We start from the raw sequence: 21,445 nt of genomic DNA, 5'->3' as shown, positions 1-21,445 counted from the left end.
TGGTCCGGAAGAGTAGGAACACTTCCACCCATTAAAAAAATAGGATTTTATGAACGGTACAAATAAAACACTGGTTAAAGTTGACGGACTGAAAAAATATTTTCCCATCAGAAAGGGGCTCTTTTCCACAGTACAGGGACAGGTGAAGGCTGTGGATGATGTGAGCTTCGAAATACGGAAGGGTGAGACGCTGGGGCTTGTGGGGGAGTCCGGCTGCGGAAAAACCACTGCCGGCCGTTCGCTGTTACGACTGATTGAGCCCACCGCCGGATCGGTGATATTTGAGGGAAAAGACCTCATGGCCATGGAAAAGAATGAACTCCGGGAGATGCGCAAAGAGATCCAGATTATATTTCAGGATCCCTACGGCTCGCTAAATCCCAGGATGACCGTCGGCGGTATGCTCAGCGAATCGCTGAAGCTGCATAATATTGTTCCCAGAGATCAGATTCAGACGCGGGTTGCCGAGTTGCTTGACACGGTAGGATTAGCGCCGCGGCATGCCCGGCGTTATCCCCATGAATTTTCAGGCGGACAACGCCAGCGCATTGGCATCGCCCGGGCGCTCTCGGTGGAACCAAAATTTATTGTCTGCGATGAACCGGTCTCGGCATTGGACGTCTCCATTCAGGCACAGATTATTAACTTGTTGCAGGATCTTCAGAAGGAGTTTGGCCTCACCTACTTATTTATCGCCCATGATCTCAGTGTCGTGGAGCATATCTGCGATCGGGTGGCAGTGATGTATCTCGGAAAAATTGTCGAACTGGCTGACGGGGACGATATTTACAGTAACCCGATGCATCCGTATACCAAGGCGCTGCTGAGCGCTATTCCCGTGGCGGACCCGGAATACAAGAAGAAGCGGACGGTGCTGGAAGGGGATGTGCCGTCGCCGGCAAATACACCGCCCGGATGTTATTTCCATCCCCGGTGCCCGGTGGCGAGAGAAAATTGCAGCGAAGTCGAGCAGCATCTGGAAGAGCTGCGGCCCGATCACTGGGCGGCATGCATGTATGCCAGACAGGACTCCAATGTAGGAGAGGCTGCGTAATGCCAAAGATCGAAGAGACATTCCGACCGTCAGAGGTCAAACGGGTGGCGTTTCACACTTTCGGTTGCAAACTGAATCAGTCCGAGACCTCCACCATTGCCCATCAATTTGACGAGCATGGATATGAGATTGTCGACATAGATGATCCGGCGGATTTGTACGTAATCAACACCTGCACCGTGACCCATAAAGCCGATTCCAAAGCCCGAAGCCAGATTCGGCGCGCATTGCGCATATCACCGGAAGCGTTTGTCGCAGTAGTCGGCTGCTACGCCGAGCACAATCCGGACGAAATTGCTTCCATTGATGGCGTCGATCTCATCCTCGGAGCAGAGGAAAAGTTCAAATTACTTGACATGCTCTCCAATGAATCCAAAGGCGAGAACGTCTGGCAGAAGAATCCGACGCCGGAAGTGATGCTGGCGTGTGACGCCGGCGATTATCGCTCCATGGAGTCGGTGCCCACCCTGGAGATGGAGGGCAAAACCCGGATCTTCCTGAAGATTCAGGATGGCTGCGATTACAATTGCTCATTCTGTATTATACCGAGTGTCCGTGGTTCGGGACGCTCACTGCCACTGTCACAAGTCGTTGACCAGGCCCAGCAGATTGCCGAAAACGGATATAAGGAGATTGTCCTCACCGGCGTCAATACCGGGACGTATCTAGACGATGACGGGAACCAATTAATCGACGTCCTCGACCGGCTGTCGACACTCCCGGGTCTGGAAAGAATTCGACTGAGTTCGGTGGAACCGGATCGGATGACCGACGATATGCTACAGCTCATTGCAGAACGGCCGAAGATCTGTATGCATCTCCATCTGCCGCTCCAAAACGGGAGCGATCGCATCCTGAAAAAGATGCGACGTCGCTACCAGACAAAACGATACCGGGACGTCGTGGAGCGAGCATTCGCACTCATGCCTAATGCCGGACTTGGTGCCGACGTGATGGTCGGCTTTCCCGGTGAAACCGATGACGACTTTGCCGAAACCTGCGAGTTAATCGAGTCGCTGCCGTTTTCATATCTGCACGTCTTCACCTATTCCCAGCGGATGGGGACCGATGCTGCAGACATGGAAAATCAGGTTGATCCGCAGACGCACCAGCGCCGGAGCTTTGTCCTGAGACAGCTGAGCAAACGGAAGCGTCGGGAATTCCTGGATAAACAGGTAGGAACCGTCCGGGATGTGTTGTTGGAGCCAGGAGACGGGGAAACCTACCTTGACGGCTGGACTGGCAATTACGCCAGAGTCCGGATACCGTATCAGCCTGAACTGATTAACGAACTCCTACCGGTGCAACTCACCGAACGGGACGGTGACTATCTCAAGGGAAATGTTATCCGGGAACAGGTCGAGGCGGCCTAACCATTGCATAATCATTGGAATAATTGACCGAACAATCCACATATTTCGTTGGTATCGCCGGCAACATCGGCGTTGGGAAAACCACGCTCACTGACATTATCGCCGATCGGTTCGGCTGGAAGCCGTTTTACGAGAGCGTCATCGACAATCCGTATCTGGACGATTTCTATGCCAATATGCGGCGCTGGAGCTTCAATCTGCAGGTTTATTTTCTCTCCAAGCGATTCGAAACCCATAAGCGGATGACCGAGGGCGATTTCTCCGCCGTGCAGGATCGCACCATCTACGAGGATGTGGAGATCTTTGCCTATAACCTGCATCAAATGGGGAATATGACCACCAGAGATTATCAGAATTACCGCGATTTGTTCGGCATAATGACCGAGTACCTTAAGAAGCCGGATCTGATTATCTATCTCAAGGCATCGACGGATACGCTTATCTCCCGGATCCGCAGACGCGGCAGAGAGTTCGAAAAGCGGATTTCCCCGGAATACCTGCACCAGCTGAACGTGGCATACGAGCGGTGGATTAAAAATGCCAAAGATGATATCCCTATCCATATAGTAGACGCCGATAATTTCAACGTGTTTGAAGACACGAAAAAGGTCAACCAATTGATGCAGGTCATCGAATCGTATTGTCCAGGCGAATCCGGATCCGACTGATTCTATGAGTACATTGCTGTTGTTTTTTGACGGAGTGGGGATCGCACCGCCGGATGATCGGGTGAATCCTGTCTCGCAGTATATAAACCGGCCGTTTCCCGTCAGTGAAATTGAGTATGACTTTCACGGTGGAGTTCTGTGCCCCACAGATGCCACCCTTGGATTACCGGGACTACCGCAAAGTGCCACCGGGCAGGCGACTATTCTGACTGGCCAGAATGCCGCCAAGGTTGCCGGCAGACATGTCAATGCATTTCCGACGACCGCATTGCGTCAACTCATCTCGGAGCGAAGTTTATTAAAGTACATCAAAGATCGGGGTGGACGCCCGGTTTTCGCCAATGCCTATCACGCCGGGTATTTTGGCCGTCGGCACAGTAGATTCTCAGTCAGCACCTGGAGCTGGCTCGCCGCAGGAATTGACTATCATAACTTGAATGATCTTCACCGTGGAACTGCTGTTTCCCACGATCTCACGAACAGGTTTATGAACCGGTTCGGCTTTGGAGTCCCTGTCCGTCGGTCGATGCAATCCGGCCGGATTCTCGCATCACTATTGGGTAAACACGACTTCGTTTTCTTTGAATATATTCTCACAGACGTCATTGGACATCGTCAGGATATATCTGCGGCCCATTTTCGCCTTGCGCAGATTAAGGAGATGATGATCGCGTTATTGCTGGAAATTGATTTGCAACGACATACCATTGTTCTGGTCAGTGACCACGGAAACCTGGAAGATCTGAGTACGAATACGCATAACCGGAATAAAGTCCCAACAATTATTTGGGGAAAGCATAGTCATACCCTGGCAAAGTCTGTGAAATCATTAACTGATATTATGCCGGTGGTGTTGAAGTCGATTTTTGGTTGAAGAAAGGTATAAAGGTGTAGGGTATTGGGGAATATTATGGAGAAAGGAGAAAGGGAAAATATTTGTGGTTCGTTGCTGGTTGTTCGTTGTAAAAATAAATACGCGGACAGGAAACGAACCGGGAAAAATCTCTACAACTAACAACGGACAACATACGGACTCCGTTTAGAAGTATGCCAGAGGGATCCCTACGGGGAGAGTAAGATTAAGAAGGTGCCGAACTAAAACACGGTAACACCTGAACACTTTAACACTGTCGTTATCCCGTTGACTACCGTGTAAAGTTTGATTATTTTTCGACGTTGAATAAAACCCGATAACATAACCAGTAGAAAGTTCCGCGCTTGGCACGTCCACAATTTGCCGTATTCGCTTCAGGACGGGGATCCAACTTCCTAGCAGTCTATCAGGAGATCGAATCCGGAAACATCGATGGGGAGATTTCGTGCGTGATTAGCAACAATGCTTCCGCGCCGGTTTTGGACAAAGCAGAGGAATTCGGTCTGACCGCTTATCATGAGACGGAGTCGATATTTGATTCCAGCGATGCCTACATACAGCGCATCTCCGAACTACTCAATTCACATAGTATAGATTATATTCTGTTAGCGGGATATATGAAAAAAATCCCCGCGGAACTGGTTCGGCAATATCAATACAAGATGGTCAACATACATCCGGCGTTGTTACCGTCATTCGGCGGCAAGGGGTATTACGGAATGAACGTCCATGAGGCAGTGATTAATCGCGGCGTAAAATATACTGGTGTTACCCTGCATTTTGTGGACGAAATCTACGATCATGGCCCGATTATCTATCAGTATCCGGTGCGCGTGCGGGACGACGACACAGCCGAATCGCTGGCATCGCGGGTACTGGAGTATGAGCACAAGGCGTATCCCAAGGTGGTCCGCTGGCTGAGTAAGGGTTGGATAGAGACAAAGGATAATAAAACCGTTTATACCGGCCCGGAAAAGGAATGGGAGATCTGAGATGGAATTATCTGGTGCAGTTCTGATCAGCGTATATCATAAACCTGGTGTGGAAAAGATTGCCACGGCATTCGTAGAGCACGGTGCGGAAATCTATTCAACCGGCGGGACGGCATCCTATCTTCGGGAACAGGGAATTGAAGTTACCGATGTGTCGGATGTGACTGGATTCCCCGAGATTCTGGATGGCCGGGTAAAGACTCTGCATCCGAAGATCTTTGGTGGTATTCTTGCCGATAATTCCAATGAAAAGCACAATCAAGAGATCTCCGATCAGGGAATTAAGCCGATTATCGGGGTCGTTGTGAATTTCTATCCGTTCACAGCTACGGTGCAGAATAAAGACGCAGATTTCCAGGAGATTATCGAAAATATCGATATCGGTGGGCCGTCCATGCTTCGGGCGGCGGCAAAGAATCATCAGAGTGTACTCCCGATATGCCATGAGAGCCAATATGATCTGGTGAGCCGGGCGCTGGAGCAATCAAATGCCGACAGCCTGGATGCATTGCGGTTACCATTTGCAAAAACGGCATTTGCCTATACTATGCAATATGAGCAGAGTATCGCGGAATTCTTCAGCGAACAATCCCGCAGCGAGCAGGAAGCGGAATTTCCAAAGCTGCTGCCGCTGAATTTTTCGCAGTCGCTCTCGCTCCGGTATGGTGAAAATCCACACCAGGATGCGGCGTATTTCGATCTGCTCGGTAATGAGCCGTTCGACTTTTCGAAACGTCAGCTCCAGGGAAAGCCGCTTTCGTACAACAATTTAATGGACCTCGACGCAGCGCTCCGCATCATTGGAGAATTTCAGGAGACGGCGTGCGTGATTATCAAGCACAGTAATCCGTGTGGCTTTGCCTACGGCAGCTCAACGGAAGATGCGTATCGCCGGGCCGTGACCACCGATCCGGTGAGCTATTTCGGCGGCATCGTCGGATTTAACGAAGAAGTGGATGGCGCCACAGCATCGGCATTGACGGAGTCATTTCTCGAATGCATCGTCGCACCGGATTTTTCGGATGAAGCTATCAAAATCTTTAAATCCAAGAAAAATTTACGTATAATACGCTGTTATCCTGGGGAATTGTCCGATGGGGGATACGAAATTCGTCCCGCATTGACTGGGTATCTGGTTCAGCAACGCGATCCGCAAATAGCTGAAATCACCGCGAATGCCGCTACAAAGCGGCATCCAACTGACACAGAAATGAAAGCACTTAAGCTCGGATGGCGTCTGGTGAAGCACACCAAGTCCAATGCGATTGTGTTCACGAATCAGGAGCAGGCAGTCGGTGTCGGAGCAGGCCAGATGTCTCGCGTCGACTCGGTGAAAATTGCTATCAGGAAAGCGGAAGAGGCCGGGTTATCTCTGGAAGACGCTTCCATGGCCTCCGATGCATTTTTCCCGTTTCCGGATGCGGTGGAGATTGCGTATGACGCCGGGATCCGATCCGTGATTCAGCCTGGGGGATCGATTCGGGATGATAAGGTGATTGCAGCCGCTGATGAGCGTGATATGGCAATGATTATGACAGGCAACAGGCATTTTAAGCATTAGGGGCAGGAACAGAAGAGCAACTATATGAAATTACCAAACGTACCATGGATATCCGGCGATTTAGCCATTGATCTCGGCACAGCTAACACCCTGATCTACGTCAAAGGACGTGGAATTCTGATTAATGAACCGTCTATTGTGGCCAAGGCGAAGCAGAACGGCCAGGTCATCGCCGTTGGCAACGAAGCCAAAGAAATGCTCGGGAAAACCCATCAGGATATCGAAACGATTCGTCCGCTCAAGGATGGCGTTATTGCCGACTTTGAAATGACCGACGGATTGCTGCAGGGATTTATCCGAAAGGTGCGTCTCTCGCGAGTGTCGCGGCCCCGGATGGTGATCTGTGTCCCCACGGGAATCACGGAAGTCGAGCGACGGGCGGTAAAGGATTCCGCCGAACGTTCTAACGCCAGAGAGGTCTACCTCATTGAAGAGCCGGTGGCGGCGGCCGTTGGTATCGGTATTGATATCAGCAAGCCGGTGGGGAACATGATCGTGGATATCGGCGGCGGGACCACCGAAATCGCCGTGATTGCACTGAACGGTATTGTGACGAAGGAATCTGTCCGCGTGGCCGGTGATGAGCTGGATGACGCCATCATTGAGCACTTTAAGCGCGAGCACAACCTGCTCATTGGTGAGCGGACTGCGGAAAACATAAAAATTGCCGTTGGCTCGGCCGTTCCGATTGACGAAGTCATGATTAGCGTGAAAGGTCGCAACCTGGTAACCGGAATTCCGAAAACCATCGAAATTCCCAGTGATGAAGTTCGCGAATGCCTGAAAGATACCATCGATATATTGGTGAACGCTATCAAAAAAGCGCTGGAGCGGACTCCGCCGGAGCTCTCTTCCGATATCCTGGATCGCGGGATTATCCTGACTGGTGGCGGAGGCCTTCTCAAAGGGCTGGATCAACGAATTCGTCTTGAAGCGGATTTACCGGTGAATGTGGCCGAGGAGCCGCTGCTTTCCGTTGTCAAAGGTACCGGGAAAGTCTTGGACAATCTGAGCAAGTTCGCAGATGTTCTTTCATAACACCGAAGGTCATGAGTTCCATTTGTGAGTTTCCTGTATGATTTTATATATAAATTCCGGGAATACATTCTCCTTGTTCTAGCAGTACTGGTTTCATTTGTCCTGATGTTCTCTAACGATAATCCCCAGGTGAATGCCTTCCGGGCGGAAGCCGTTGACTTTTTTGCCTTTGTTCAGGAACCATTACTTAAAATTGAACGTCTGAATGAACTGCAGGTAGAAAATACCCGACTACATCAACGGGTCGTGGAACTCTCGATTCAACTCCAACAACGACGAGAGGCCATGCTGGAGAATCAGCGTCTGCGGAAACTCCTGCGATTTCAGAATGAATCGAAGCTGAAAATAAAGCCCGCAAAAATTATCAACCTGGGCACTTCATCGCTGGTCAATTCTGCAACCATCAACCTGGGAGCAGCAGACGGCATCCACAAAAATCAGGCGGTAGTGGTCTCCGAAGGCGTCGTAGGAAAAATCATTGAGGCAGGAGATAAAGCCTCAATCGTTCAGCTACTCACCGATGTCAATTTCCGGTTGAGCGTAAAAACCCAACGGACACGCGCTAACGGAATTCTTCTCTGGCAGCACGATAATATTTGCACCATGGATAACGTACCGAAAACACTGGACGTTCAGGTTGGAGATACGGTCATTACATCAGGGTACAGCGACATTTTTCCGGAAGGGCTGCAGGTAGGGCAGGTGATAACAGCATCGAATGAAATTCCGGGCTATCACAAACGAATCCAGGTGCGAACGTCTGCAAATTTTAACGAACTGGAAGAGGTCTTCGTAGTTGTGAAACGCCCTGAAGTTGACTCATTGGCGACCAAGTCATGATTGTCCGTGTGTTTCAATATATTGGCGCGGGGCTCCTGATTCTGTTGTTACAGATGACACTGGCTAACTGGATCAGAGTGGCTGGTATCAAACCGGATTTTATAATGCTGTTCATTATTTACGTAGGATACCGGGAAGGGAAGGTTCCGGGGATTCTGTTTGGGTTTGGCTTCGGTTTGTTACAGGATTTGGTAGCAGCGAGCGCGTTTATTGGTATCTCCTCCCTTATAAAATCTATCCTGGGATTTGGCGCCGGATTTCTTCAGAGGAAATTCCACGTGATTAATCCTTTTATCCTGTATGCAATCGTAGTCTTGCTCATCTTACTGGGAAATTTGATTTATTACGGTATTTATTACGCCGGCGCACCAATCTCATTTGGGTTGATGCTCCAGCGCCTGGTTTTACCATCGTTTATTTATACGCTCGTCGTTGGCAGTCTGCTCTTATTCGTTATACCCGTTGACGTTGAACATCTATGATTTCCAAAGATAATATTGTCTCCCAGGGGCGGCTTGTAACGGTCCTGGGAATGGTAATTGTGACGTTTCTGGTGTTAATGATACGATTCTATGATCTTCAGATCTATCAGCATCAGAAATTTGCCTCCAGGGCTGAAGCCAACAGAATTCGCGAAGTTGCACATCCCGGTCCGCGTGGATTAATTATGGATAGGCTCGGAAATCTTTTGGTGGATAATCGATTTACGTATATGCTCTCGGCTATTCCATGGGAGGTCCGGCGTTCGCCGGAAGTGATCCCTGAACTGGCGCAGTATGTTGATATGTCGAGAGATGAATTACGTCTCCAGCTCCAGGAGGGATACCGGGGAGCGTTCATTCCGGTGCGGCTCACCAGCGGCCTTACATTTCCAACGATCTCAAGACTGGAGGAGCACCGATTGGACTTGCCGGGAATTTTTCTCTCCAACGATCCCATTCGGTTTTATCCCAGTGAGGCTTCTCTGGCGCATGTTCTCGGGTATCTTCGGGAGGTTGATGAGCGGGAAATGAACCGGATTCGCCGATCCGGAAAATATCAGCTGGGTGATCTTATGGGATGGAGTGGGATAGAGCGGCAGTATGAGCAGGTGCTGCGCGGTAAAAAGGGATACGAGTATGTACAGGTCAACGCTTCCGGCCAGGAGATAGGGCCGGTCCCGGACAAGGAACCGGTACTGCCCCATCCGGGTTCGAATCTGTATCTGAGCCTGGATGTGGAATTACAGACATATGCGGAATCCATGTTCGATACTCTGAGGGGAGCAGCCGTCATGATGAATCCCGAGAATGGAGAGATCCTGAGTTTTGTGAGCTCTCCAAGTTACAATTTGTCAGTGTTCTCGGGAGCCATCAATGCTAGCGACTGGCATACCTTGCAGGCTGATACCACCCGGCCGCTCTTTAATCGAGGCGCAGTCGGGACATATCCACCCGGATCTACCTTTAAGTTAGTGACCGCGATTGCAGCGCTGGAAGAAGATATAGTGCCAACCGACTGGACGGTGAATTGTCCGGGGTACTATCGACTCGGCAGGCGCGTGTTTAAATGCTGGCGTGAAGGCGGCCATGGGCGTGTGGATATGTACGATGCTATTGAGCAATCGTGCAATGTGTATTTTTATCAGCTTATCAGAAAAGTCGGTATAGATAACTGGGCAAAATATGCCGGGATCTTCCAGTTTGGTGAACGGACCGGAGTTGATTTGCCTGAAGAGTCTGCCGGCTTACTGCCTGATCGGCAATGGATGGACAACCGGTATGGTGAGCGGGGGTGGTCCGAGGGACATTTATTAAATATGACGGTGGGGCAGGGAAATGTGCTGACTACGCCGTTGCAGATGGCGAAGTTCGCAGGGATTCTGGCGACGGCCGGAAAAGTCGTGACGCCGCATATCGGAGTGGCATATGAGACTGAGGGTGGATACCTCGAGAAGTTCGAATATCCCACAAGTAGGATCACTGCGCTGGATTCGAGCACGTATAAAACGGTGCTGGAAGGGATGTATCGGGTTATCAACGGAGACCACGGCACTGGCCGCTGGGCGAGGATTCCTTCTGCGCTTGTCTTCGGGAAAACGGGAACTGCACAAAATCCTCACGGTGAATCCCATGCCTGGTTTATCGGAATACTGAAATATAAGGGGGATATACAGGCTATCGCTGTCTTGATTGAAAACGGCGGTTCCGGCGGAAGTATTGCCGCCCCCATTGCCGGAAAAATTATGCGGAAAAGTATCGAACTGAGGGAATCACGGAACAACACAGCTATCCCCACCATGCTCTCGGAGAAACTTGGGAATGAATAACTATTGGATTCAGAAGAAATTATCTGATCTTGACTGGGGGATCCTGGCTATCTGCCTGGTGCTGTTCACGGTGGGACTGATTGCATTAAACAGTGCAACGCTAGAGAGCTCAGGTGGATATTTTGGGAACAACTTCCATAAACAGATTCTTTGGGGACTCCTTGGGTTAACAGGTTTGTTTGCGATCTACTTTCTCGAGAAGAAGGTTCTCTTTGAATGGAGTTATCTCATTTACGGGGTTGTACTCGTCTTGTTAGTTCTGACGTTGTTTTTTGGAACGGGGGCCGGATCGAGTCGCTGGTTTCGGCTCGGCCCGATCCAGTTCCAGCCGTCGGAGTTCATGAAAATTGCACTCATTCTTGCGCTGGCGAAATACCTGAGCAGCTACCGGTTAAATATTCAGAATCCCCAGACCCTGGCCATTCCGTTTTTGTTAACGCTTTTCCCAACGGTAATCGTCTTTCAGCAGCCGGATCTGGGGACCGCGATGGTCTACATTGCCATCCTGTTCCCAATGCTATTTTGGGCGAATGTCCCACTATTTTACCTGTTTGCTATCCTTGCACCATTTGTGTCAATTGTGACGGCGTTTAACTTTGTGACTTTTGCCATTTGGATCGGCATACTTCTGGTGGTGCTCTATTTTTCCCGTCGGCCGTTGTTCCTGAGTGTATTTCACTTCATCGGAAATGTTTCGCTGGGATTAGTCACTCCGTTGCTTTGGAGCAGCCTGAAAGAATATCAACAGACGCGGATTTTGACACTTTTCGATATGTCCCTCGATCCCCAGGGCTCAGGATACCAGGTTCTCCAGTCGCAAACAGCTATTGGGTCAGGGGGCATGTGGGGGCGGGGTATCGGCCAGGGCACCCAGACGCACTTGAAGTTTCTACCCGAACAACACACGGATTTTATCTTTTCCGTGGTCGGGGAGGAGATGGGCTTTATTGTGGTGGCTGTATTGCTGGTGTTGTTTATGCTACTCCTTCTCCGAATTACGTATCTGGCATCTGAGGCCAGAGATAAATTCAGTGGAATGGTGTTAATGGGAGTAGGCAGCCTGCTCTTTTTCCACGTAGCAGTCAATATTGCTATGACTATAGGCTTGATGCCGGTCACGGGTTTACCCTTACCCTTTTTTAGCTATGGTGGATCATTTTTGGTTATGAGTTTTGCCGCAATCGGGCTCCTTTTGAATAGCAATTCTGAGCGGATCGAGTAGCCTTTGTAACTATTTAAATGTTTGACTTTCGGACAGAAAATAGTAAATTTTAGGGATACTGAGTGACTGAAATTAAATCCATTATTATAATCATTGGAGGCTGCATGAAAACCACACGGTACCTGCTCAAAATGATCCCGGTATTGGGGATCTCACTGCTTTTGCTACAGTGTGGCTCCGGCGGCGATCAGTCAGCTGCCCCAGAGGATTTGCAACGCCAGGTAAGTGAGCACGATTCCCAGCTTGAACAATATTCTGAAAATGCGGATTCGCTTCAGCAGAAGGTTGAGCAACTTCGCCAGACGATTAATGCCCTGGAGCAGTCAAATTCAGAGCTCAAATCCATGCTCGCCGAACGGGAAGGGCAAAAATTTGACCTGGATAACGAACAGGCAATCGCCGATAAAATTATCCAAATGGAAAATCGACTATCAATGCTGGAGGACCGTATTGATTTTATTGACAGTACAAAATTTGACATGCTGACGCGGTTCGAAAAGTTAGAAGCACAAGTCGGGGGGCCAGGCTCTTCCACCGGTACTGCCTCACAGTCGGGGACTTCCTCTGCGGACAAACTCTCCAAAGAGGCATACCGGGACAAGTATCAACAGGCGTACAATGTGTACAGCCAGAAAGATTATAACCGTGCCATTACCCTGTTCACCGATCTGATTGAACGCAACCCGGAAGGCGACCTTTCAGATAATGCTCAGTATTGGATCGGGGAATGTTATTACGGGCTAAAAAATTATACACGCGCAATCGTTGAGTTTGAAAAAGTTTTTACCTTTAAAGAATCAAATAAAGATGACGATGCTCAATTAAAACTCGGACTCTGTTATCTCAATCTTGGACAACGGGACAAGGCCAGAGAAGAATTTCAGCGGCTGGTAGATTTTTATCCGGACAGTGATTATAGATCCAAGGCAGTGGAATATCTCCGCCAACTCTAACACAGAAAGTCTTATGGCCTTAAAAATTTATATGTTATCTGCAGAGATTGCTCCGTTTGCCCAGCAAAGTCAGCTGGCAACGTTTATGAACAACCTGCCGCCCTATATCCAGGAAAACGATCACGATATCCGGTTGATTATGCCGAAATACGGATTTATCTCATCCCGCAAGTACGTATTGCGGGAAGTAATCCGGTTACGGGATATTGAAGCAAAGTGGCGCACAGAAGTGATTACCGGGAATGTGCGGTCAGCCTTTGTACCTGAGACCAAGGTGCAGGTATATTTTCTTGATTTACCAGCATATTTCGAAGACGTTTCGCATCTATTGTATAAGGCGAAAAACGGGCGCCCGCTGAAAGATAATACCGAGCGGTTCGGCCTGTTTTCAAAGATCGCATTACGTACCCTGGAAAAACTGTTTTGGCAGCCGGAAGTCGTCATCGCCAACGATTGGGCGTCTGCATTTGCCATCGTCCTGCAAAAACGGTTATTTGCGAGGGAAGAGTTTTTTGCTGAGAGTAAGGCTATCCTGGCGCTCCATAGTGTTGAGGAACTGGCGAGTTTTACACCTGACGTATTGTTTGATGCCGGCGTGGACCCGGATAGTATCGGACTGGACCTGGATGACGATACCCGACTAATCGATGTGGCTGCAGCCGTTGCCGATGAAGTCGTCCTCGTGAATTCTCCGGAAATCAATATGGAGAAATTGGCCAAGGAGGATGAACAATTATCGGAAGTTCTGGCAGGACGGGACAGTGCTCCCAAGGTTCTTTCCTGGGAAGAAGACACCGGGGAAGCATGGGGAAACCTCGCGGATCAGTTCGAAATCGTGTTACAAGAGACGGTCGAACAAGAATAACATTTCGTTAAATTACGAATGGTTGAAACAAAGAAAGTCAAACATCGTTTGATGTTTGACTTTTTTTATGGTTAATTATGGAATTATGGAATTTATGCAGAGAATCGCAGCTTTAATCTTAATTGTTACCGTTTATAGTCTCGTTGGCTGCCAACAAGATCAGCCTTTTGAGCCGAACAACAATTTGTTTGGGGAGAATTACCAGTTTCGTCAAATACACCTGGATTCACTTATCACGAATACCGGGACCGTTGATGTCCATTGGGAAATCCTGGGGATAAATCCGATAGGTGGGTACCGGGATTACACCGGGATGAGTCTGTTAAAGTTCGAGAGTTTCGGTGCTCTGAACAATGTTATTGACGAGCAGATCCGTTCAGTTGAGCTCGTTATGCCGGTGAATTATCTGGAGTTTGATACGACATCCGGAATTCCGATGACTTCGGTATATCTCCATCAATTTCAGGCTGATTGGGATGAAGATTCGGAAAGCATTGACTGGAGTATGTTTGATGCTACAACGGCAATAGACAGTATTACCTATCCCACGCAGACAGACTCTATCACCAATAATCCGCTTCGGTTCTCTATCCAGCAATCTTTAGTCGATGACTGGCAGGATACTTCTACTGCAAATAACGGACTATTGGTGCGGTCGCCCAGTTCAGATTTGTTGATCTTTGCGAATTCAAGGGCTTCAGCTTCATTGCCCTATCTGAATTTTACTGTGGCTGATACGGCCAATGAAGATTCTACTTTTTCCGTCCAGGTTTCTGCGACAGCCGATTATGCCCATCTGGAACCGGGGACTTACCCGGCTGATACGGGTGATAATATTATTGTACAGCAGTCTGAGGCCAAGCGCATGAGCTTTCGCTGGGCAGGACTCCTGGATAGTTTACAGTCGGAGAACGTGTATATCCATTCCGTGTCAATGAATATTGTACTGAATCGGCAGCAGTCCTTTACTGGTGGACGCAATCACCAAATATTTTTAGGTGAGCAGGCCCCGGCGGATCTATCGTCTCTCAGCGTTCCGTCATCTTCGGGGGTTCTTTCTATTTCAGTCAGTTCTGAAGACACGATGGTGACTGTGAAGTCTACGGAAACTAATACTTACCTCAGACGATACATACAACGCATCGTATATGGGGATTCGGTGAATACCGGGTTAATTCTGGGGTACCGAAACGAAGGTGAAGGTATCCAGCATTTGGGGATAAATCCAGGCAAGAGTACACTCAATCTACTGTACAGCGAGGTGCAAGAGTAATATGAAGCGATGGATCTTACTGTTCGCTTGTGGGCTGCTGATTTTGAACTGGCCTGTAAGCAACTCTGCACAATCGATGTACTCCAGTACCGGTTTTGGCGATCTGACACTCCCGAGCACAAGTCGGGCAGACGGCCTGGGTGTTAATGGTGTCGCTATGCCGGATTTTCAGGAAATTAGTCTAATCAATCCAGCGTATTGGCATTATCTGGATTTTACGGGGATTACGACGCAAATTCAGTCCAGCCGGGTAACCAATGATGCCGGTGGGGCCAATAACCGGTCGGCATTTGATGGCTTTAACTTTCATCTCCCGATTGGAGAACATGTGGGCATCGCCTTGGGATTCGCCCCCCTGAGTTTTGTGAATTATCATTATGCACGCCAGGACAGCATTCCATCTTTGGAAAATCCTGCCGAAAACGTAGGGTATTCCATTGATTTAACCGGCTCTGGTGGTGTTGGGAGTAATTTTATCGGGTTCGGATGGCGGATTTCTGAAAAAATTTCCATAGGCACAGCATATTCGTTACTCGTTGGACAGATTGATACCCGACGGACGCTGGAGATGCAAGACCCCTCCTATTCATCAAGATATGTGAATGGCAGTACGAATGTATATGGCGGGAATATAGTTCTGGGGGCAGCGTACCGGTCACTGATTACGAAATCGGACAACCTCGGTTTCCGCATCGAACTTCCGCTCTCGCTGATGTTGCGGAAAGAGTCTGAATATTACAATGGTGTAAATACTCCGGAAGTAACCACCGATGAAATTGAGGATATTTTGTGGCCGTTGGAAATGAGCTTCGGTTACCAGGCCCGGTTAACCGGGCGGTGGTTGGGGGTCGCCGAAGTCAATTATTGGCATCCGACAGCCGACTTGAATGCAATAACATCCAGTAATTTTTCTATGAATAATGACGGTCTGGAGATCGGTGGCGGCATTGAATATGCAAGCGATTACGAGGCCGAGGACTGGTGGCAGACGCTGGCTTTTCGATCGGGAATACGGTGGCGACAATACCTGACATCCGGTGGCAATGGGAACCAATCCATCGGACTGACATGGGTTGGTGGTATCGGCGTACCGTTCGGTGAAAGTGCGAACCGGATGGATTTGTCAGTGTCGTTTGCCCGACGAAACGGATATGCAGACACAGATCCAATTGAAACAAGTGTAGGATTTTCTCTCGGAATTACAGTGAGTGAACCTTGGTTCCGTGGCGGAATACGTAACAGGTAAAGGAGATTGAACTGATGGAAGCTCTAATTAGGAAATATTCAGGCATCGCAATCGCAGGAATGATTGCGGTTGTTGCCTTGATAAGTATCGGGTGTCAACCCCCTCAAATGACACCTGAAGAACGAAAAGCCTATGAAGACAGCGTTGCCCAGGCCCGACAGGATTCGATCCTCCAGGCAAACAAGGCGAAGTGTGAGTTCATGCTGAGTAACGGCTATGAATACTATAAGCAGCGTAATTGGGAAAAAGCTATCGAAAATTACGAGCAGGTCAGAGAACTCGGATGTGGGCCCGGCATGGCAGAAAATCTTTACCTGTATTTAGGCAATGCGTATCGCGAGGTAGGTACACAGGACTCTGCCATCGCAGTATATGCTGAGGGGCTTGAGCATTTGCCGGATAATCTTTATCTGCATCAGAATTTGGCCTACATGTATAAGATTACCAATCAAACCCAGAAACAAATTGAAATACAGGAAGAGTTAGTGGCGTTGGATTCCACCAACGTGGAATATCTAATGGATCTTGCGGATCTCTATTTTTCAACGAATCAGTTTGATAAACAAATCGAGATTTTACAAAAAGTGTTGGAAATTGATCCGCAAAATTCCGTGGCACAGAGCAGTTTAATTACGGCGATGGAAAAAGCCGGAAAAGATCCGATTGACGCGCTGAAAACCCGCTGGGAGAACAACAAGGAAAATTCAACATACGGTGTTGAATACGGTGAAAAGTTATTTGAACGCGGAGAATACCAGAAGGCGGTCAATGTATTTCGAGAGGTAACCTCAATTGATTCTGAAAATATTCGGGCATGGAACCGCCTGGCTGCTGCTTACGATAATCTGGAACAGCCGGCAAAAGCCATTGAAGCATACCGGGGAATTCTGAATATCGATCCCCAGCGGAAAGATATCGTGGCCGATATTGCCGAACTGTATATCCAGATGAAGGAATTTCAGCAGGCTATGGACTGGGCCAGCCGGGCAATCAATACCGGTTCGGAAAACGGTCTTGGTTACGCAACCCGGGGTAAAGTATACGAAAATCTGGCAGCGGAATGCTCCGGAGGTAGTCCCGATTTTAACGATAAACTGGTATATCAAATGGCGTATGAGGACTATCAGCAGGCTGTCTCCATGGGCTATGGTCAGATAAACGCACGGATTGAATATTTGACGAACTTTATTCCATCCAAGGGGGACTGGTTCTTCCATGAAGATGAAGGGCCGGAGATCGCTCCGTCCAAAGATTGCTATAGCTGGTTGGATCGTTCAGTGAGCCGACCGAGCAATTAAATTCTGGTAGATTTAGTTTAGGGAACCGGCAGAGACAATGACTTTGCCGGTTCCTGCTATTTTCAATAATCTGAAATCTGGAGGATGAAGAGGGAATGTTTTCAACTATTCGTCAACAGGATCCCGAGGTCTATCGCTCAATCGAGGGGGAGTTACGGCGTGAGCGGGAGACGCTGGAACTCATTGCATCGGAAAATTTTGTAAGTCCTGCAGTATTGGAAGCCGCGGGAAACATCATGACGAATAAATATGCCGAAGGGTATCCAGGCCGCCGATATTATGGTGGTTGTGAATGGGTAGATCAGGCGGAAAACCTGGCGAGAGAGCGCGTGTGCGAACTGTTCGGAGCTGCACATGCCAACGTTCAACCGCATTCCGGTTCCCAGGCGAATATGGCCGTCTACCAAACCTTTATCGAGCCCGGAGATACCATCCTCGGAATGAACCTGGCGCATGGCGGGCATCTGACCCACGGCAGTCCGGTCAACTTCTCCGGAAAATTGTATAATATTGTCCCGTACGGTGTCGAAAAGGAGACGGGAACGATAAATTTTGATGAAGTACGGGCATTGGCACAGGAGCATAAACCCCAGATGATCGTCTGCGGAGCGAGTGCCTATCCCAGAGCCATCGATTACAGCAAATTTCGTGAGATTGCCGATGAAGTCGATGCATTTCTGATGGCGGATATTGCCCACCCGGCCGGCCTTATCGCAAAAAAACTCATTCCCGACGCTATTCCGTATTGCCATGTTGTTACTTCTACCACGCATAAAACACTCCGCGGCCCCAGAGGGGGGCTCATTCTACTGGGGGAAGACGGAGAAAATCCCTGGAATATTACGGCATCCAAAAGCGGACGTGTGAAAAATCTGTCGGAGATTCTGGACAGTAACGTGATGCCCGGCATCCAGGGCGGCCCGTTGATGCATGTTATTGCCGCAAAGGCCATTGCGTTTAAAGAATCGCTGCAGCCAGAGTTCGAAACCTATACCAAGCAAATTATCGCCAATGCGAAGGCACTCGGAGGAGCCCTGAGCGATTATGGATATGATTTGGTCTCCGGCGGAACGGATACGCATCTCCTGTTGATCGATCTCACTGCAACTGGTATTACAGGCAAGGCCGCTGAGCAGGCTCTGGAAGCGGCTGGCATCACCGTAAATAAAAATATGGTGCCGTTCGATGAGCGAAGTCCATTCGTAACAAGCGGTATTCGTGTAGGGACGCCGGCACTGACCACACGCGGGTTTGACGAAGAAGCAATGCGGGAGGTGGCCGAGTTGATTCATACTATTCTCTCCGATATCGGCAGTGAGGCGACCAGAAAATCGGTACATGAAAAAGTACTGTCGCTTTGCAGCGAATTCCCGCTCTATTCTGAGATCGGTATGTAACCATGTGGTGCCCTTTCTGCCAGCATACCGAGACCAGCGTGATTGAGACCAGGTATGTTCAACGGGATAATTCGGTGCGGCGCCGAAGGGTATGCGACGAATGTCAGGAACGGTTTACCACCTACGAATACTACGCTCCGAAGCAGCTGACCGTCATTAAATCCAATGGTGGGCGCGAAGATTTTTTCCGTGTCAAACTGTACAACTCGTTGAAAATTGCGCTGAACAAGCGAGGATTTTCCAGCGGAGAAATCGAGCAGTTAGTCACAGATATTGAAAACGAAATCCGACGTAACTATCCCAGAGAAGTCCATTCCAAGGAGATCGGTGAAGTGGTGATGAAGCATTTGAAAACTGTGGATAAAGTGGCGTACATCCGGTTTGCTTCGGTGTACCGGGATTTTCAGGATGTGGGCGCGTTTGAAGCCGAAATCCAGGGTATGGACTAGTTTACACCAATTTTCATGATCGAATTACAAAACCTGTATAAGCGATTCGATAACCGTCAAATCTACCGGGATTTATCTCTGGCAATCCCCGAAAATGAAATTACGGTCATCCTGGGAAAAAGCGGCGTAGGAAAGTCCGTTCTGCTGAAGCATATTCTTGGTTTAATTGCCCCCGACAGCGGGAAAGTGATTATTGAGGGCACAGATATTGTCCCGCTTTCCATTGATCAGCAACGAGAGTTTCGGCTAAAGTTTGGCATGGTCTTTCAAAGCTCAGCTTTGCTGGACTCACTGACGGTTGAAGAGAATGTAGGGCTGGGATTACGCAAACTTACAAATGAACCGGAAGAAAGGATCCGGGAAAAAGTAATGACCTGTCTTCAACAGGTGGGGCTTGAGGAAAATGCTCATCTTTTACCGGAAAAACTAAGTGGCGGGATGAAAAAACGCGCCGCCTTTGCCCGCGCAATTACCATGCAGCCGAAATATCTGCTGTATGATGAACCCACCACCGGTCTTGATCCGGTAACCGGGGACATGATTGTGAACCTGATTTTGAAATTTAACCGGGAGTTTGAGACGACTTCGATCATCGTAACACACGATATGGCGGCGACGATGAAGGTTGCCGACCGGATCGCCCTGCTGGAGAACGGGCAAATCCAGGCGGTCATGACGCCTTCAGAATTTGAGAACGGAGGACATCCGCTGGCTCAGGAATTTATTACGGGCGCATCCTATGACTTAAACGGTAATTCAGATTAACAAAATGAAACAACTTCACAAATATCGGACGCGAACGCTCTTGCTTATCATACTTGTGGTTGTAATAACGGGTTGTTACGACAGGGAGCGCATTAATCCGTTTGACCCGAACTCTGACACTCAGGCAGAACCGTTCAATTTACGAGTGGAATCTTCCGGCAACAGGGTGACGCTGGCTTGGAGTCCTGTGGACAGCCCGGATCTCACTGGATATAACATTTATCGGGCATTACAAGGAAATACGCTCAGCAAATTTGCCTCAGTGGCCGACTCGGTTTCTCGGTTTACAGATACGGATGTCACAAATCTTACACCATATGTTTACAGTGTCTCGGCGAATGGGAATGAGGATGAAACGTTTTTGGCGACGCCGGATACCATTATTCCCGGACCGACCCGGTACTGGGCGTTATCAGATGGAGCGCAATCGATGCTTCACCTGTCTCATGATGGTTTTCACCTTAATGAGTCGATTAGTATCTTCATCGCCCCGGAACTTATTATAGCACCGGGATTCAGGAATCTGGTACTCATTTATGATCGGTATGAAGGCGCCCTGTATTGGTATCAGCCAGGAAGTGAACCGTCCCTCATTGTCAGCGAGCTGGATCAGGTCTTGGATATTTTTAAAACGGCGGGGTCGTCAAAAATTTTTATGCTGCGGCAAGACAGTACGGTTGTCGCTGTGGATATCGAGAGCCAAACCACTCAAACCGTCCGGTTCTCGGGAAAACTCACCGCCGGGGCTGTTGGCAGTAATGGCGGCCTCTGGATAGCTGAAGACAATTCCCTGCTCTGGATGAGTTCGGGGAATTATCAAAAAGTTCGGTTTTATGAGGTGCCGGAAGAATCTGAAATTACGTCCATAGCCGATGCCGGCGATGACCTGATGTTTTTAGCGCTTCGGGAAGCGGGGAAGGTGGTTATACTTCAGAACGGTAACAAGGAAGGCGAAATCACGGAAGTGGACAATCCGGTTCAGATCGAGTATAGCGATCTGGACAACAGCCTGTGGATCAGGAGCTATAATTCATCCCTGGGAATCTACAGGATCTATCGATATCAGGGGGAAGAGTCGACGCGCATGTTTACCGGTGCCGGCTCGTTGTATGACATCGCAGTAAATCCTGTGGATGGCACGTGCCTGACTGCCGATTACGACAACGAGCGTTTCTACCGCATACAGCCTGACGGCGCCGTTCAAAGCCATGGCTCCTTTGGGGGCAAGGTGCACGAATTAGTTGTACAACGGTTACCAAGTGATTAATT

General features: G+C 49.0%; 20 protein-coding genes. All 20 read left to right on the top strand.

What is annotated here, in order from left to right:
* The first annotated feature begins 49 nt into the window (after positions 1–49).
* Entirely contained in the window at positions 50–1,054 is a 1,005-nt protein-coding gene (locus tag K9N57_02520; GenBank protein ID MCF7803042.1) for an ABC transporter ATP-binding protein, read from the top strand.
* Positions 1,054–2,427 carry a tRNA (N(6)-L-threonylcarbamoyladenosine(37)-C(2))-methylthiotransferase MtaB gene (gene mtaB / locus K9N57_02515; GenBank protein MCF7803041.1) on the top strand — a complete coding sequence of 458 codons (1,374 nt, stop codon included), beginning with the start codon at positions 1,054–1,056 and terminating at the stop codon, positions 2,425–2,427. The genes K9N57_02520 and mtaB overlap by 1 nt, the downstream gene beginning before the upstream one ends.
* 23 nt (positions 2,428–2,450) lie before the next feature.
* Positions 2,451–3,095, top strand: coding sequence for a deoxynucleoside kinase (locus tag K9N57_02510; GenBank protein ID MCF7803040.1), 645 nt, complete (start codon positions 2,451–2,453; stop codon positions 3,093–3,095).
* A 4-nt stretch (positions 3,096–3,099) separates the two neighbouring features.
* Positions 3,100–3,969 (top strand): hypothetical protein, encoded by an 870-nt coding sequence (locus tag K9N57_02505; GenBank protein ID MCF7803039.1) that lies wholly within the window; start codon positions 3,100–3,102, stop codon positions 3,967–3,969.
* Between the two features lie 344 nt (positions 3,970–4,313).
* Entirely contained in the window at positions 4,314–4,961 is a 648-nt protein-coding gene (gene purN / locus K9N57_02500) for a phosphoribosylglycinamide formyltransferase (GenBank protein MCF7803038.1), read from the top strand.
* 1 nt (position 4,962) lies between these two features.
* Positions 4,963–6,522, top strand: a complete 1,560-nt coding sequence (purH, locus tag K9N57_02495) for a bifunctional phosphoribosylaminoimidazolecarboxamide formyltransferase/IMP cyclohydrolase (protein MCF7803037.1) — start codon at positions 4,963–4,965, stop codon at positions 6,520–6,522.
* A gap of 24 nt (positions 6,523–6,546) precedes the next feature.
* A complete protein-coding gene (locus K9N57_02490) occupies positions 6,547–7,560 on the top strand; it encodes a rod shape-determining protein (GenBank protein ID MCF7803036.1) in 1,014 nt (337 codons plus the stop codon).
* A gap of 24 nt (positions 7,561–7,584) precedes the next feature.
* On the top strand, positions 7,585–8,400 hold the full coding sequence (gene mreC / locus K9N57_02485) for a rod shape-determining protein MreC (protein ID MCF7803035.1): 816 nt from the start codon (positions 7,585–7,587) through the stop codon (positions 8,398–8,400).
* Positions 8,397–8,882 (top strand): rod shape-determining protein MreD, encoded by a 486-nt coding sequence (gene mreD / locus K9N57_02480; protein MCF7803034.1) that lies wholly within the window; start codon positions 8,397–8,399, stop codon positions 8,880–8,882. Before mreC ends, mreD begins: the two co-directional genes overlap by 4 nt.
* Positions 8,879–10,708 (top strand): penicillin-binding protein 2, encoded by a 1,830-nt coding sequence (mrdA, locus tag K9N57_02475; protein ID MCF7803033.1) that lies wholly within the window; start codon positions 8,879–8,881, stop codon positions 10,706–10,708. Before mreD ends, mrdA begins: the two co-directional genes overlap by 4 nt.
* Positions 10,701–11,930 carry a rod shape-determining protein RodA gene (gene rodA, locus K9N57_02470; GenBank protein MCF7803032.1) on the top strand — a complete coding sequence of 410 codons (1,230 nt, stop codon included), beginning with the start codon at positions 10,701–10,703 and terminating at the stop codon, positions 11,928–11,930. Before mrdA ends, rodA begins: the two co-directional genes overlap by 8 nt.
* A 104-nt stretch (positions 11,931–12,034) precedes the next feature.
* Complete coding sequence (gene ybgF / locus K9N57_02465; GenBank protein MCF7803031.1) at positions 12,035–12,883, top strand: tol-pal system protein YbgF; 849 nt, start codon at positions 12,035–12,037, stop codon at positions 12,881–12,883.
* A 13-nt stretch (positions 12,884–12,896) separates the two neighbouring features.
* Positions 12,897–13,748 (top strand): glycogen/starch synthase, encoded by an 852-nt coding sequence (locus K9N57_02460; GenBank protein MCF7803030.1) that lies wholly within the window; start codon positions 12,897–12,899, stop codon positions 13,746–13,748.
* A gap of 94 nt (positions 13,749–13,842) precedes the next feature.
* Complete coding sequence (locus tag K9N57_02455) at positions 13,843–15,021, top strand: hypothetical protein (protein ID MCF7803029.1); 1,179 nt, start codon at positions 13,843–13,845, stop codon at positions 15,019–15,021.
* Between the two features lies 1 nt (position 15,022).
* Positions 15,023–16,267 (top strand): hypothetical protein, encoded by a 1,245-nt coding sequence (locus K9N57_02450; protein ID MCF7803028.1) that lies wholly within the window; start codon positions 15,023–15,025, stop codon positions 16,265–16,267.
* A gap of 14 nt (positions 16,268–16,281) precedes the next feature.
* Positions 16,282–17,565 (top strand): tetratricopeptide repeat protein, encoded by a 1,284-nt coding sequence (locus K9N57_02445; GenBank protein MCF7803027.1) that lies wholly within the window; start codon positions 16,282–16,284, stop codon positions 17,563–17,565.
* A 95-nt stretch (positions 17,566–17,660) separates the two neighbouring features.
* A complete protein-coding gene (locus K9N57_02440; protein MCF7803026.1) occupies positions 17,661–18,962 on the top strand; it encodes a serine hydroxymethyltransferase in 1,302 nt (433 codons plus the stop codon).
* 2 nt (positions 18,963–18,964) lie between these two features.
* Positions 18,965–19,411, top strand: coding sequence for a transcriptional regulator NrdR (gene nrdR, locus K9N57_02435; GenBank protein ID MCF7803025.1), 447 nt, complete (start codon positions 18,965–18,967; stop codon positions 19,409–19,411).
* 15 nt (positions 19,412–19,426) lie between these two features.
* Entirely contained in the window at positions 19,427–20,176 is a 750-nt protein-coding gene (locus K9N57_02430; protein MCF7803024.1) for an ATP-binding cassette domain-containing protein, read from the top strand.
* 4 nt (positions 20,177–20,180) lie between these two features.
* Complete coding sequence (locus K9N57_02425; protein ID MCF7803023.1) at positions 20,181–21,443, top strand: fibronectin type III domain-containing protein; 1,263 nt, start codon at positions 20,181–20,183, stop codon at positions 21,441–21,443.
* Positions 21,444–21,445 lie beyond the last annotated feature (2 nt).

The sequence above is a fragment of the Candidatus Neomarinimicrobiota bacterium genome (genome assembly GCA_021734025.1).
In the GTDB taxonomy this organism is placed as follows: domain Bacteria; phylum Fidelibacterota; class JAANXI01; order JAANXI01; family JAANXI01; genus JAANXI01.
Note: the sequence above shows the minus strand (reverse complement) of the source record. Positions and strands in the feature narration are given on the sequence as shown.